At 36.4% G+C, this 12,630-nt stretch carries 16 protein-coding genes; 10 read left to right on the top strand and 6 right to left on the bottom strand.

The window, feature by feature from the left end:
• Positions 1-17: 17 nt before the first annotated feature.
• The 3 genes from dltC (at position 18) to KRR19_RS04455 (ending at position 2,313) form a co-directional block, all read left to right on the top strand.
• Positions 18-254, top strand: coding sequence for a D-alanine--poly(phosphoribitol) ligase subunit 2 (gene dltC / locus KRR19_RS04465; RefSeq protein ID WP_002481632.1), 237 nt, complete (start codon positions 18-20; stop codon positions 252-254).
• Positions 251-1,405 carry a D-alanyl-lipoteichoic acid biosynthesis protein DltD gene (gene dltD / locus KRR19_RS04460; RefSeq protein ID WP_023016015.1) on the top strand — a complete coding sequence of 385 codons (1,155 nt, stop codon included), beginning with the start codon at positions 251-253 and terminating at the stop codon, positions 1,403-1,405. Before dltC ends, dltD begins: the two co-directional genes overlap by 4 nt.
• A gap of 152 nt (positions 1,406-1,557) precedes the next feature.
• Positions 1,558-2,313, top strand: a complete 756-nt coding sequence (locus KRR19_RS04455) for a MerR family transcriptional regulator (protein ID WP_156666744.1) — start codon at positions 1,558-1,560, stop codon at positions 2,311-2,313.
• Positions 2,314-2,375: 62 nt separating this feature from the next.
• On the opposite strand, the gene KRR19_RS04450 is transcribed toward KRR19_RS04455, so the two are convergent.
• Positions 2,376-2,618 (bottom strand): NifU family protein, encoded by a 243-nt coding sequence (locus KRR19_RS04450; RefSeq protein WP_002481635.1) that lies wholly within the window; start codon positions 2,616-2,618, stop codon positions 2,376-2,378.
• A 92-nt stretch (positions 2,619-2,710) separates the two neighbouring features.
• On the opposite strand from KRR19_RS04450, the gene KRR19_RS04445 reads away from it, so the two are divergent.
• Positions 2,711-3,034 (top strand): YuzD family protein, encoded by a 324-nt coding sequence (locus KRR19_RS04445; protein ID WP_002481636.1) that lies wholly within the window; start codon positions 2,711-2,713, stop codon positions 3,032-3,034.
• A 97-nt stretch (positions 3,035-3,131) separates the two neighbouring features.
• Here the strand turns inward: KRR19_RS04445 and KRR19_RS04440 are convergent, their stop codons facing one another.
• Positions 3,132-4,196: an NAD(P)/FAD-dependent oxidoreductase gene (locus KRR19_RS04440; RefSeq protein ID WP_002481842.1), complete on the bottom strand. Its 1,065-nt coding sequence runs from the start codon at positions 4,194-4,196 to the stop codon at positions 3,132-3,134.
• A 244-nt stretch (positions 4,197-4,440) separates the two neighbouring features.
• On the opposite strand from KRR19_RS04440, the gene KRR19_RS04435 reads away from it, so the two are divergent.
• From KRR19_RS04435 to KRR19_RS04410, 6 genes are all read left to right on the top strand, one after another.
• Positions 4,441-4,677 carry a YuzB family protein gene (locus KRR19_RS04435; protein WP_002481843.1) on the top strand — a complete coding sequence of 79 codons (237 nt, stop codon included), beginning with the start codon at positions 4,441-4,443 and terminating at the stop codon, positions 4,675-4,677.
• A gap of 42 nt (positions 4,678-4,719) precedes the next feature.
• On the top strand, positions 4,720-5,079 hold the full coding sequence (locus tag KRR19_RS04430; protein ID WP_002481844.1) for a HesB/IscA family protein: 360 nt from the start codon (positions 4,720-4,722) through the stop codon (positions 5,077-5,079).
• Between the two features lie 294 nt (positions 5,080-5,373).
• Positions 5,374-6,579 carry an NAD(P)/FAD-dependent oxidoreductase gene (locus tag KRR19_RS04425; RefSeq protein WP_002481845.1) on the top strand — a complete coding sequence of 402 codons (1,206 nt, stop codon included), beginning with the start codon at positions 5,374-5,376 and terminating at the stop codon, positions 6,577-6,579.
• Between the two features lie 125 nt (positions 6,580-6,704).
• Positions 6,705-8,189: a leucyl aminopeptidase family protein gene (locus tag KRR19_RS04420; RefSeq protein ID WP_156666743.1), complete on the top strand. Its 1,485-nt coding sequence runs from the start codon at positions 6,705-6,707 to the stop codon at positions 8,187-8,189.
• A gap of 159 nt (positions 8,190-8,348) precedes the next feature.
• Positions 8,349-9,662 carry a Na+/H+ antiporter family protein gene (locus KRR19_RS04415; RefSeq protein ID WP_216733476.1) on the top strand — a complete coding sequence of 438 codons (1,314 nt, stop codon included), beginning with the start codon at positions 8,349-8,351 and terminating at the stop codon, positions 9,660-9,662.
• Between the two features lie 29 nt (positions 9,663-9,691).
• Positions 9,692-10,066: a PaaI family thioesterase gene (locus KRR19_RS04410; RefSeq protein ID WP_070848740.1), complete on the top strand. Its 375-nt coding sequence runs from the start codon at positions 9,692-9,694 to the stop codon at positions 10,064-10,066.
• 156 nt (positions 10,067-10,222) lie between these two features.
• Here KRR19_RS04410 and KRR19_RS04405 read toward each other — a convergent pair whose 3' ends face one another.
• From KRR19_RS04405 to KRR19_RS04390, 4 genes are all read right to left on the bottom strand, one after another.
• Positions 10,223-11,371 (bottom strand): NAD(P)-binding domain-containing protein, encoded by a 1,149-nt coding sequence (locus KRR19_RS04405; RefSeq protein WP_216733474.1) that lies wholly within the window; start codon positions 11,369-11,371, stop codon positions 10,223-10,225.
• A 134-nt stretch (positions 11,372-11,505) separates the two neighbouring features.
• Complete coding sequence (locus tag KRR19_RS04400; RefSeq protein ID WP_002481850.1) at positions 11,506-11,877, bottom strand: Na+/H+ antiporter subunit G1; 372 nt, start codon at positions 11,875-11,877, stop codon at positions 11,506-11,508.
• Complete coding sequence (locus tag KRR19_RS04395) at positions 11,855-12,151, bottom strand: Na(+)/H(+) antiporter subunit F1 (protein ID WP_002481851.1); 297 nt, start codon at positions 12,149-12,151, stop codon at positions 11,855-11,857. The genes KRR19_RS04400 and KRR19_RS04395 overlap by 23 nt, the downstream gene beginning before the upstream one ends.
• On the bottom strand, positions 12,151-12,630 hold the full coding sequence (locus KRR19_RS04390) for a Na+/H+ antiporter subunit E (protein ID WP_216733473.1): 480 nt from the start codon (positions 12,628-12,630) through the stop codon (positions 12,151-12,153). Before KRR19_RS04390 ends, KRR19_RS04395 begins: the two co-directional genes overlap by 1 nt.

Raw genomic sequence — 12,630 nt, 5'->3', positions numbered from 1 at the left:
GGAGATTTAATAATATTATGGAATTTAGAGAACAAGTTTTAGACTTATTAGCAGAAGTAGCAGAGAACGATATCGTTAAAGAAAATCCAGATGTTGAAATTTTTGAAGAAGGTATTATCGATTCATTCCAAACAGTAGGCTTACTATTAGAAATTCAAAATAAATTAGGTATCGAAGTTTCAATTATGGACTTTGATCGTGATGAGTGGGCGACTCCTAATAAAATTGTTGAAGCTTTAGAAGAACTTAAATGAGTTCAAAAATAAAGCCATTTTTGCCGATATTAATCAGCGGTGCCATTTTTATTATCTTTGTATTGCTGCCAGCGAGCTGGTTTACTGGACTCGTTAATCAAAAAACACTTGCTGAAAATCGTGTGTCATTGACTGACCAAGTATTAAAAGGAACTTTAATACAGCAGCGTTTATTTAAACACAACGATGAATTTTACCCGATTTATGGTTCAAGTGAATTAGAGAAAGATGATCCATTCAACCCGGCGATTGCATTAAATTCACATAATGCATCACGTAAACCTTTCTTAATCGGTACCGGTGGGAATACAGATTTAGTCAATGGTATTGAACTTGCATCAAATTATGATGAATTAAAAGGAAAGAAAATTGCTTTCATTATTTCACCGCAATGGTTCACAAATCATGGTTTGACGAATCAAAACTTTGATGCACGTGTTTCCCAAAACCAAATCAATCAATTGTTCCACCAAAAAAATATGAGTGATGAACTGAAACAACGCTATGCGAAACGATTGCTGCAATTCAAACACGTCCACAATAAAGACTTTTTAAAAGCAACAGTAAAGCATAATGGCAAAACGGATGGCAATTATATTTCTAATTTTAAAGAGAATCAATTAGTTAAAATTGAAGCAATCAAAAGTTTAGCTAATTTTAAAGACGTTCCTTTAGAACATGTAAAACCTGTAACAAGTGAAAAAGCATCATGGTCAGAAATGAGAGATGTTGCGACACAATATGGCGAAGCGCATTCGAAATCGAATGAATACCATATCCGAGATAAGTATTGGAAATTAATTCAAGCGAATAAACGTCGTGTTAAACGTGACTATGAATTCAATATCAACTCACCAGAGTTTAATGACTTGAAATTACTTGTAGATACAATGAGAGAAGCAGGGGCAGATGTTGAATATATCAGTATTCCCGCAAATGGAAAGTGGTATGATCACATCGGTGTTGATTTAGAGAAACGTAAACCTGTTTATGAAAAAATCAACCGTGTCGTTACTGAAAACGGTGGCCAAATTTATGACCTGACAGATAAGGACTATGAACCTTATGTCATCACAGATGCAGTCCACATCGGCTGGAAAGGCTGGGTCTACATCGACGAGCGTATCGCACAACACATGAAGGAAAAATAATGAATCAAAACGCAAATGGTATGTGAATATCATTTGCGTTTTTTAGTTTGTTAAAAATGTTGAAATTGATTGTTAAATGTGAAAAATATTGGAAAATGAGTTGACCTTCACGTTACGTCAACCCTTAATGTAAGTATCAGGAGGTGAAAAACATGCAGTATACAGTAAGTGAGCTGTCTGAATTAACAGGACTAAGCAAACGGACGTTACGGTATTATGACGATATTGGTTTGTTTAAAGCACGTAGAATAAAAGAGAATGACTACCGTGTGTATCAATCAGAGGATTTAGATACATTGTCTATAATCATGTTGCTACGTCGATTAGACTTTCCGTTATCGAAGATTCAACAAGTATTAGCACAAAATACAAATACACAACAGCTTTTAGCAGAACAAAAGAGACAGTTATTGGAGAAACAACAGGAAATTCAATCTTTAATTCAGTGGATTAATAAAATAGAACAGGAGGAAGTTATGATGCCAGATAAAGAAAAGTTTGAAGTGTTTAAACAAAAGGAAATAACCGACAATCGTGAACAATATGGTGAAGAAGTGATCGAACGTTATGGTGAGGAAGCGTTAGATAAGGCAGAACATCACTTGAGTCATCTTTCAGAATTAGAATATGAACAAGCACAACAGCAAGAACAAATTATCAAAGAAAAACTAAATCAATTATTAGAACATAATCAAATTGATGTACAAGGTTCAGATGCTGAAGCGGTATTTAACGCGCATCGTCAATGGTTGAAATTGATGAGTGGTCAATATAGTGAAGGTTATCATCAAGCTATGGCTGAGCTTTATATAACAGATGATAGATTCAAAAAATATTATGATGATTTAGTAGGTAAACAAGACGCAGCAGAATGCCTAAGTCAGATTATTAAAGCTTATACAGAATAAAAAAGAAGCACAGCTGTTAAAACAGACTGTGCCTATCTCGTCATGCGATTTATTTAAGTTGATTAGAAGACTTGTTCTACTTCAACTACACCAGGTACTTCTTCAAGCAATGCGCGCTCGATACCTGCTTTTAATGTGATTGTAGAACTTGGGCATGTATTGCATGCACCGTGTAATTGTAATTTAACAATACCGTCTTCCACATCGATTAATGTACAATCTCCGCCATCTCTTAATAAGAATGGACGTAAACGCTCGATTACTACTGCGACTTGATCAAACATTGTTGTATTTTCAGTTGGCATGGATATATCTCCTTCCAAGTATATAATTTCATATTTTGCTTGTTTATTTATTATAATAGACTTAGAGAAAAAAATCTATGGAGGGGAACCAAATGACTAAAGTTAGCGTAGTAGTTTATGGGGCAGATGTAGTATGCGCAAGTTGTGTGAATGCGCCAACATCTCAAGACACGTATGATTGGCTGAAAGCCTTGTTAGAACGTAAATATCCTGATATCAACTTTGAATACACATATATTGATTTTGAAAAAGATACTGAAAATTTAACTGATCACGATCAACAATTTATCGAACAAATTGAAAATGATGAATTATTTTATCCATTAGTTACAATGAACGATATGTATGTGGCAGACGGCTATGTACAACTTAAACCAATTACAAGATTCATTGATGAACATTTTGTAGCACAATAGAATCAACAGCTAAAACAAAAGAGGGCTTGTTTTAGTTTGAAAACGCTCAAGTACATGTATTTCAGTACTTGAGCGTTTGTTTATAATCATCTTTTTATTAACCGTTATGATATTTATACAACCATAAGACACCTGATTTCAAAATAGAGGCGATGCGTCCTGTGAGTGGACGGTCCATCACATAAGCGAAACCTTGTTTGTCTCCAAGTGACCCTAGGAAGCCTTGTACTTTAAGTTCAGGCATTTTATCAGGTAATGCTTCACCTTGCCATTGTTTCTTCAACACATCAGCAATTTGGTCTCCTTGAACCTCAGCAAGTTGTGCACTTGGTGCATGCGGTAAGTTTGCGCAATCACCAACGACATAGACATTGCGATAAGTCGGTACTTGGTGATATTGGTTAATAATCACTGCACCGTTTTTATTTACATCTACAGGTAAATTTCGCACCACTGAAACAGGTTGAATCCCTGCAGTCCATACGACTAAATCTACTTCTTCAGGTTCATCATGATTATAAATCAGACCTGGTTCTACTTTATTGATATTTGAATTTGGTACGACTGTCACGTTATGCTTACGGAACCACTTTTCAATAAAGCGGCTTAATTTTTCTGGGAAACGTGCTAAAATACGTTCTCCGCGATCGTAAAGTTTGATGTCTAAATCTGAACGGCTTTCACGCAACTCACTTGCAAGCTCAATACCGCTAAGTCCAGCACCCACAATTGCGACTTTTGCCCCCGCTTGCAATTCGTTAATCGTGTGGTAAGTTTTACGAGATTTAGATAGTGTTTGAATACTGTAAGTGAATTCATCAGCACCTGGTACATTATGATACTTATCCTCGCACCCAAGTCCGATAATAAGTTCATCATAATCTACTTTGGTATCACCGACAGAAACAATTTGGTCATCTAAATCAATAGCTGAGATTTCCCCGTAAACAACATTAAGTTTCTCAGATTCCGGAAACTGTAATCGTACATCTTTATCTGATTTGGTCCCCGCTGCCAGAGCATAATATTCTGGTTTCAAACCGTGATAAGGCATACGATCAATCAAAGTGATAGTGTAGTCCTTTGGTAATGCATCTGGTAAAATATGCGATAAAACACGCATGTTACCATAACCGCCACCTAACATTACTAAATTCTTCATTCCGATAACCCCTCTTATCAAGATTTATATAACGCTGCATCACTGCTTGATGACTGAAAGCTATGTTGAATTGTAACCAACGTCATTTTAGAAGCTTTCTCTAAAAATACGCTTTCATTTATTATAATCTTTTTTCACATTTCAGACAAACAATGTTCTAAAAGGAAAAAATCTGTTCAAACCCAAGAGAAAGTCAGTGAAATATGTTATAATTGTATGACTCAAAAATATGAAGAGGTGCATTATGAATCCAATTGTAGAATTTTGCATTTCAAACATGGCAAAAGGCGGAGACTATGTATACAATCAGTTGGACCAAGACCCAGGTGTAGATGTCTTAGAATATGGTTGTCTGCAAAACTGTGGTGTATGTTCGAGTGGCTTGTATGCATTAGTGAATGGTGATATTGTTGAAGGAGATTCACCAGACGATTTATTGCAAAATATTTATAAGCATATAGAGGAAACTTGGATTTTCTAAGTTTTATTCAATAGAAAGACGTGTTACAAGGAGGAATATAATATGTCTACAGTGATTTTGACAGAAGCTGCAGCTTATGAAGTCAAAAGTATGTTAGAAAGCAACGATATGCCAGATGGATACTTGAAAATTAAAGTGAACGGCGGCGGTTGCACAGGTTTAACTTACGGCATGTCAGCAGAACAAGAACCAGGGGAGAACGATGAAGTTATCGAATTCTACGGTCTTAAAGTATTAGTCGACAAATATGATAAACCAGTACTTGAAGGTACAACAATTGATTTTAAACAATCATTAATGGGCGGCGGATTCCAAATTGATAATCCAAATGCGATTGCATCATGCGGTTGCGGCAGCTCATTTAGAACAGCGAAAGTAGCTGGACAACCTGAAGATTGTTAATCAATTTTCATTTATACAATTCAGAGTTGGGGATATTCCTCAACTCTTTTTTAGTTGGAAAATGTTTTTACTTTAAAATTCCAACTAACTATGACCATAATAAAGGTACTTGAGAATCAGTAAATTCTGAAATTATCAGTTGTTTTCTTAGTATTACCTTGAAAAAGTGTTTGGTTAATTATAGAATTAAGAGGAATGGCATTTGTCTTTATTTTGACATTTTTTCAATCAAATGGGGTATATATTAAGATAGCGTATACTAACAAAAATTTTAAGAAAGCATAGGTGAATAAAATGGCTGAAACAAAAAAAGTTATTGTTTTAGGGGCAGGTTATGCAGGTTTGCAAACTGTAACAAAATTACAAAAGATTTTACCAGCTGGCGAAGCTGACATCACTTTAATCAATAGAGATGATTATCACTATGAATCAGTACTTTTACATGAAGCATCAGCAGGTACTGTAAACTATGAAGATATTATCTTCCCAATCGAAAGTGTAATCAAGCAAGATAAAGTGAAATTCCTTAAAGCAGAAGTAACAAAAATCGATCCACAAGCTAAAGTAGTAGAAACAAACAATGGTCGTTTCAACTATGACATCTTAGTGGTTGGTTTAGGATTCATCAGTGAAACATTCGGTATCAAAGGTATGTTAGAACATGCTTACCAAATCGAAAACATCCACACTGCACGTGAATTATCTCGTCACATCGAAGATAAATTTGCGAACTATGCATCTTCAAAAGAAAAAGATCCTAAAGATCTTGCATTCTTAGTAGGTGGTGCAGGCTTCACTGGTATCGAATTCTTAGGTGAATTAACTGAACGCGTTGATGAATTATCAAACAAATACGGTGTAGACCGTGACAAAGTTAAAATCACTTGTGTTGAAGCAGCACCTAAAATGCTTCCAATGTTCGACGACGAATTAGTTAACCACGCTGTTAACTACTTAGAAGAACGCGGCGTTGAATTCAAAATCGGTACACCGATTGTTGGCGCAAACGAAAAAGGTTTCGTAGTTAAAGTCGGCGACAAAGAAGAACAATTAGAAGCGAACACTTCAGTATGGGCTGCTGGTGTACGCGGAAGCAAATTAATGGAAGAATCATTCGATGGCGTTAAACGTGGTCGTTTAGTTGTAAACCAAGACTTAACTGCACCAGGTTATAGCGAAACATTCGTAATCGGTGACGTATCAGCTTACATTCCTGAAGGTGAAGAACGTCCATTACCAACAACTGCACAAATCGCAATGCAACAAGGTGAAAACGTTGCTCAAAACATCAAAAATATCTTACATGGTCAACCTAAAGAGCCATTCAACTACGTAAACCGTGGTACAGTATGCTCATTAGGCGCTAATGACGGTATTGGTGTTGTTTACGGTAAAAATATCGTAGGTAAAAAAGCAGCATTCATGAAAAAAGTTATCGATACTCGTTCAATCTTCAAACTTGGCGGTATCGGCTTAGCATTCAAAAAAGGTAAATTCTAATATTAACCTAATATGATAATACGGCTATATGCATAAAAGCCGGCTAATATAGACTTTAAGAGGTTGGCAAAACTGTTGATAAACAGCTTTTACCAACCTCTTTTGTATCTTATGGAGGAGACATTATGCCAATACAAATAACATTTGACGAACAAAATGAATTAATCAGCAACACGTTAGTACTCGGCTTGCCAGATCACTTGAATCAATTAGGAACAGTCACAGTTCAAGGTCATGATTTATCGGATGCTTTAGATACATATAAGCACCATCATATGATTCATAGTGAAGTGGGTAAAGTCAGTTCGACGTTCTTTGAAACAGGAGACATTAAAGTTCGTTTGATTACGGTAGGACTTGGCAATTTGAAGCAGTTAGATCGTATTCAAACAATGAAAGTATACGGAAACTTACTGCAGTATTTAAAAGCAGAACATGTAACAGAAGCGGATGTATTATTCTCAACATTCGCATCAAAAGCGATTTCTAAAAATGAAATGGCTGAATTATTCGGCCTACAAGGTAAAAAAGCATTATATGTTTTTGATAATTATAAATCAGATAAGAAAGTACCGTATCACTTAAATCTAAAATTACATCAAGCAGAACCAGACGAAATTACTGCCATTAAAGATGGTGAAGTAGTTGGAGAAGGCATTAAAATTGCGAGAGATTTAAGTAATATTCCGCCTAACATTTTAACTCCTGCTTATTTTGCAGAACTTATTTCAGGTCATTTCGCAGAAACGGCAGTAGAAGTTGATGTGAAAGACGCAGAAACGTTACAAGCGGAAGGGTTCGGTTTAATCCATGCTGTCGGTAAAGGTTCCGCAAATGGTCCTAGATTAATCACAATGACTTATCAAGGTGCAGATGACCCTGACGCAGCACCAATCGTATTGGTCGGTAAAGGTATCACTTATGATTCAGGCGGGTACTCTATTAAATCTAAACCTGGTATGCAAGAGATGAAATTTGATATGTGTGGCGCGGCAAATGTAGTAGGGATGATTGAAGCGGCACATCGATTAGCTTTACCTGTGAATATCGTAGGTATTATTGCATCTGCTGAAAATATGATTAATGAAGCGGCTATGAAACCAGATGATGTCTTTACAGCTATGAGCGGAGAAACTGTAGAGGTATTAAATACTGATGCTGAAGGGCGTCTCGTATTAGGCGATGCTGTTTTCCAAGCAGTACAACATGAACCTAAAGTCATATTAGACTTTGCGACACTTACTGGAGCTGCTATTGCGGCACTCGGCTTTGATAAAGCAGCTGTCTTTAAAAATAATAACAACGCACCGTTAGATGCTATTACAGCACTGACACAACGTAATGGGGAATGGACTTATGAATTGCCTGTTACGGCTACTGAGCGCAGTTTAATCAAACGCAGTGAAGTCGCTGATTTAGTCAATCATACAAATGGCATGGGCAAAGCGCTCTTTGCGGCAGCATTTATTATGCACTTCAGTGCTGGTACACCGCACTTGCATTTTGACATTGCAGGTCCAGCAACGACATCTAAATCAGACTACAATGGTCCTAAAGGGCCAACGGGTTATTTAATCCATAGTATAGTAGATTGGTTAAGACAATCTTAAAATTTAAACTACCATAAAATGCCTGTCTCAATTTTGATTGAGATGGGTATTTTATATTGTGTTAGAAATACATAATGTTGTATTGACATCTCTAAAGTGGACTGTTATTATACTAACATAACACTTTAGTTCGATAATGTAGTAAAGGGGTAACGCAAAATGGTTAACGCAGTAGTAGTCGCAGTTTTATTAATGATTGTTTTATGTTTATTCAGACTGAACGTTGTTTTAAGTCTGTTCGTCAGCGGATTAGTTGGCGGTCTAGTCGCAGGGATGTCAGTAGAAAAAGTCATCCATGTCTTTACGGATAACATCGTAGATGGGGCAGAAGTAGCCTTAAGCTATGCTTTATTAGGAGGCTTCGCGGCATTAATTTCTTATAGTGGCATTACAGATTACTTAGTAGGTAAAATCATCAACTTAATCAAAGCAGAGAATACGAAAGTTTCTCGCTCTACGATTAAAGTTATTTTAATTGTTGCTTTATTATTATTAAGTATGAGTAGTCAGAACTTGATTCCTGTACATATTGCGTTCATCCCAATTGTAATTCCACCGTTATTAAGTTTATTTAATGAATTAAATATTGATAGACGTCAAATTGCCTTAGTTATCAGTTTCGGTTTGTGTTTTCCATATTTATTACTTCCTTATGGATTTGGTCAAATCTATCACCAAATTATTCAAACTGGATTTACCAAAGCACACCACCAAATTGAATTTGACATGATCTGGAAATCATTATTGATTCCATCATTAGGATATATCGTCGGTTTAGCTTTAGGTATGTTCTATTACAGAAAACCACGTGAATATAAAAAAGATAAAGCAATTGAAAATGCGCCTAAGGAATTAAAACCATATGTTTTAGGTGTAACAATTGTAGCGATTTTAGCAACATTCTTAGTTCAAACATTCACTGAGTCAATGATTTTCGGTGCGTTAGCCGGTGTGATGGTCTTGTTCCTTTCTCGTTCATTCAAATGGTTTGAATTGGACAAACAATTTACAGAAGGTATTAAAATCATGGCTTACATTGGTGTCGTTATTTTAACTGCGAATGGTTTCGCAGGGATTATGAATGCGACAGGCGATGTTAAAGGTTTAGTAGAAAGTATCGCCAACATGACTGGAGATAATAAATTAATCGCGATTATTTTAATGTATGTAATTGGTTTAATCGTCACATTAGGTATCGGTTCATCATTCGCGACGATTCCAATTATCGCAGCACTGTTTATTCCACTAGGTGAACAACTTGGTATGAGCACAATGGCATTAATCGCACTCATCGGTACAGCAGGTGCCTTAGGTGACTCAGGTTCACCAGCCAGTGATTCAACTTTAGGACCGACTGCAGGACTTGATGTAGATAACCAACACGATCACATTAGAGATACATGTATTCCGACTTTCGTATTCTATAACATACCGTTAATGGTCTTCGGTACGATTGCGGCTATGATATTATAGAAGTAATCTAGTCGATAGGAGAGAATGGGATGACGAATTTATTAGAAACATTAGAAATGGAAGTGCTTAAAGTCGAATCAGGTTACGTTAAAATGAAAATGCCTGTCAGTGATAAAGTAAAACAACCTTTCGGCTACCTTCATGGTGGCGCAACCATGGCACTCGGTGAAACAGCTTGTTCTATTGGTGCTGCACACATGGTAGATACGGATAAGGTCATTCCAGTAGGGCTTGAAATGAATACGAATCATATCCGTTCAGCTATAGACGGCTATGTATATGCGATTGCGGAATTGATTCATGGAGGTCGCTCGACACAAGTTTGGAATATCAACCTTGTAGATGATCAAGACAAATTAATTAGTGTCATGCGTGGAACGATGATGTTGAAACCACGTAAATAGATGACTATATTTAAGCAGTAAAGTTACTTTGAGAAGCGTAACTTTACTGCTTTTTTAGTGTGTAAGGAAATATAAAAACGCGATGCGTGATTATAAAGATAAATAGATAGAAAAAGGTTCCCTTTGGTCAAATGACGAGGGAACCTTTTCTTTATATTAAGAAACTTTCTCTTCTTGATTGATAAATGCTTTTGAAATACGGCTTGCAGCTTCTCTGCCTCCCGCAAAACTTCTCGCAAATGGACCTAATTCAATATCAGCGAGTGCGCCTGAAACAAATACACCTGGCAACCATTCTAAACTTTCATTTAAGACAGGATGTTTTGTTTCTGTTAAAGGTGCTTGTGTATTTTCCACAAAGCTTTGAATGACAGGCATTTGCATAATGTTATTTTTGAAGCCTGTCGCAAGCAGTATATGGTCATATTCATAACTTTCATTTTCAGTAATAATTCTATGATTTTTTACTGCTTGAATTTCATTCACATGGATTTGAAGTTGTCCATCTTGTACGTGTTTTTTTAGACGTAAATATAACTCTTTAGGCATAGAACCTTTATGACGTTCTTGCGCAATAATACTTAATCGTTCTTTAGATGAATCGATTTCACGATAGCGTGTCATGTTTTTAGGGCCTAACCAACCTGGATCTGCATCGAAGTCATAGACTTCAATGGGCTTATTCATCCATAAGTGAACCGTTTCAGCTTTTGATTCTTCAATCAATTTTAATGTTAAATGGGCTGCTGAAATACCGCTGCCTATGACATGTGAGGCATCTTGATAAGGAATTGTTTCATCATCAAAGATATGTTTCACATCAGGCTGATTGATATACATATCTGGAATATGCGGAATATTGTTACTGCCGATAGCGAGAAGGAGATAATCGCTTGTGACAGTGTCGTGTGCTTTCATATCGACTTGCCATTGACCATCAACACGGTCTATATTAACAGCCACATCTTTAATATGACGACTGTTTAAATCAAATTCATGCAGCATTTTATGCACATGGTCCATAAACATATCGCGTTGTGGACGTTGATATTTGCCATAAGTGGCACCTGTATATTGATTTGTTTTCGCAAAATGTTTCAAGTGGAAAGGGTCAGGATGAACATGGTGTACATGTGGTGAGCGTAAAAACGGCATACCGATACGGCAAGAGAAATCATCAAATTGTTCGCATAGTGAATTATGAGGATCTATAATTGTTAAGTCTTCAGCTGCTAAACCTGAAGCACGGAGTTTAATCGCAATAGTAACGGCGTGAATACCACCGCCGATAATTGTCCAAGACATAGCGTCACCTTCTTAAATCGTAATAGTTTCGATTTAATTAATATAGCACATTTCTTTTTGCATCACAAGCTGAAGTCAAAAGAAAAGACGCCGTAATATACTGTTGTCACAGTACTTTACGGCGTCTGAATCCATTAAGATTTGTCAGCTGCTTTTGGCTTATCTTTTTGTAATTCACTCATTTCGTCTAACTTAGTCGAACGTGAGTAAGGTGTTTTAATTTTATAAGATGCTTTGATAATTAAGTGACTGGATAAAGGTCCAGTAATCAAGATGAATAAAATCCCAATAATCAATTGTGGATTCACATAATGATCATGGCCAATAAAGAATAAGAAGACACCTAATAATAAACTCATTGAACCTAAGGTTGCTGCTTTACCAGCAGCATGTGCACGGCCATAAACATCTTTCAAACGTAAAAGACCAATGGCAGAAAGGGCACTGATAATCGCACCGACAATTACAAAGAATAATGACAAACTAATCATTATCGCGTCGATCATGTTCAATCACCTTACCTTCCTGCATGTATTTCGCGAAGACAGCTGTACCTAAGAATGCGATGATTCCAATTAACAGGATTGTTACAATCATGTATTTAGTATCTAGGAAGATACTGAACAGAGCAACAATCGCCATAAATTGAATACCGATCGCATCTAAAGCTACGACTCTGTCGGCAAGAGAAGGGCCGAGAATCACACGTACCAACATACCGAGTATCGAAAGTGCAACGACAATCAATGCGATTATAATAACGACATTATAGGCAAACATTATGCTTCTCCCACCTCTCTGACAGCTTTTTCTAAGGAAGATTTAATACCTTCAACTTCCTCTTCTTTCGTGCTGAAATCTAAACAATGAATATAGATTTTCTTGTTATCATCACTGACGCCAAGAACGATAGTCCCTGGTGTAAGGGTGATGAGTGTACTTAATACGACAACTTCCCATGGTTCTTTTAAATCTGTATCGTAGACAAAGAATGCAGGTTCGTTATCCATTTTCGGTTTAATGACAATGCGGATTACATCAATATTCGCTTTGATGAGTTCAACTAAGAAGATAATCATCAATTTGATTACGTAATAAAGTGTAACCACATAGAAACGTCCAGGTAGTAACTTACGCATTAAGAATACGAGTAATAAACCGAAGACGTATCCTAATACAAATTTATTAAGAGTGTAGCTGTCATTAACGAACAGCCAAAATATAGCAAGTAATAGATTCACGAGTACTTGAATTGCCAT

Origin of the sequence: Staphylococcus sp. CWZ226, from assembly GCF_018986355.1 — a bacterium.
GTDB lineage: Bacteria > Bacillota > Bacilli > Staphylococcales > Staphylococcaceae > Staphylococcus > Staphylococcus simulans.
Note: the sequence above shows the minus strand (reverse complement) of the source record. Positions and strands in the feature narration are given on the sequence as shown.

Coding starts and splice junctions, on each gene's coding strand:
- KRR19_RS04455 (WP_156666744.1), top strand. CDS start 1,558: ATGCAGTATACAGTAAGTGAGCTGTCTGAATTAACAGGACTAAGCAAA.
- dltC (WP_002481632.1), top strand. CDS start 18: ATGGAATTTAGAGAACAAGTTTTAGACTTATTAGCAGAAGTAGCAGAG.
- KRR19_RS04395 (WP_002481851.1), bottom strand. CDS start 12,151: ATGTTTGCCTATAATGTCGTTATTATAATCGCATTGATTGTCGTTGCA.
- KRR19_RS04410 (WP_070848740.1), top strand. CDS start 9,692: ATGACGAATTTATTAGAAACATTAGAAATGGAAGTGCTTAAAGTCGAA.
- KRR19_RS04440 (WP_002481842.1), bottom strand. CDS start 4,196: ATGAAGAATTTAGTAATGTTAGGTGGCGGTTATGGTAACATGCGTGTT.
- KRR19_RS04430 (WP_002481844.1), top strand. CDS start 4,720: ATGTCTACAGTGATTTTGACAGAAGCTGCAGCTTATGAAGTCAAAAGT.
- KRR19_RS04405 (WP_216733474.1), bottom strand. CDS start 11,371: ATGTCTTGGACAATTATCGGCGGTGGTATTCACGCCGTTACTATTGCG.
- KRR19_RS04425 (WP_002481845.1), top strand. CDS start 5,374: ATGGCTGAAACAAAAAAAGTTATTGTTTTAGGGGCAGGTTATGCAGGT.
- KRR19_RS04400 (WP_002481850.1), bottom strand. CDS start 11,877: ATGATCGACGCGATAATGATTAGTTTGTCATTATTCTTTGTAATTGTC.
- KRR19_RS04450 (WP_002481635.1), bottom strand. CDS start 2,618: ATGCCAACTGAAAATACAACAATGTTTGATCAAGTCGCAGTAGTAATC.
- dltD (WP_023016015.1), top strand. CDS start 251: ATGAGTTCAAAAATAAAGCCATTTTTGCCGATATTAATCAGCGGTGCC.
- KRR19_RS04415 (WP_216733476.1), top strand. CDS start 8,349: ATGGTTAACGCAGTAGTAGTCGCAGTTTTATTAATGATTGTTTTATGT.
- KRR19_RS04435 (WP_002481843.1), top strand. CDS start 4,441: ATGAATCCAATTGTAGAATTTTGCATTTCAAACATGGCAAAAGGCGGA.
- KRR19_RS04445 (WP_002481636.1), top strand. CDS start 2,711: ATGACTAAAGTTAGCGTAGTAGTTTATGGGGCAGATGTAGTATGCGCA.
- KRR19_RS04390 (WP_216733473.1), bottom strand. CDS start 12,630: ATGGCAATTCAAGTACTCGTGAATCTATTACTTGCTATATTTTGGCTG.
- KRR19_RS04420 (WP_156666743.1), top strand. CDS start 6,705: ATGCCAATACAAATAACATTTGACGAACAAAATGAATTAATCAGCAAC.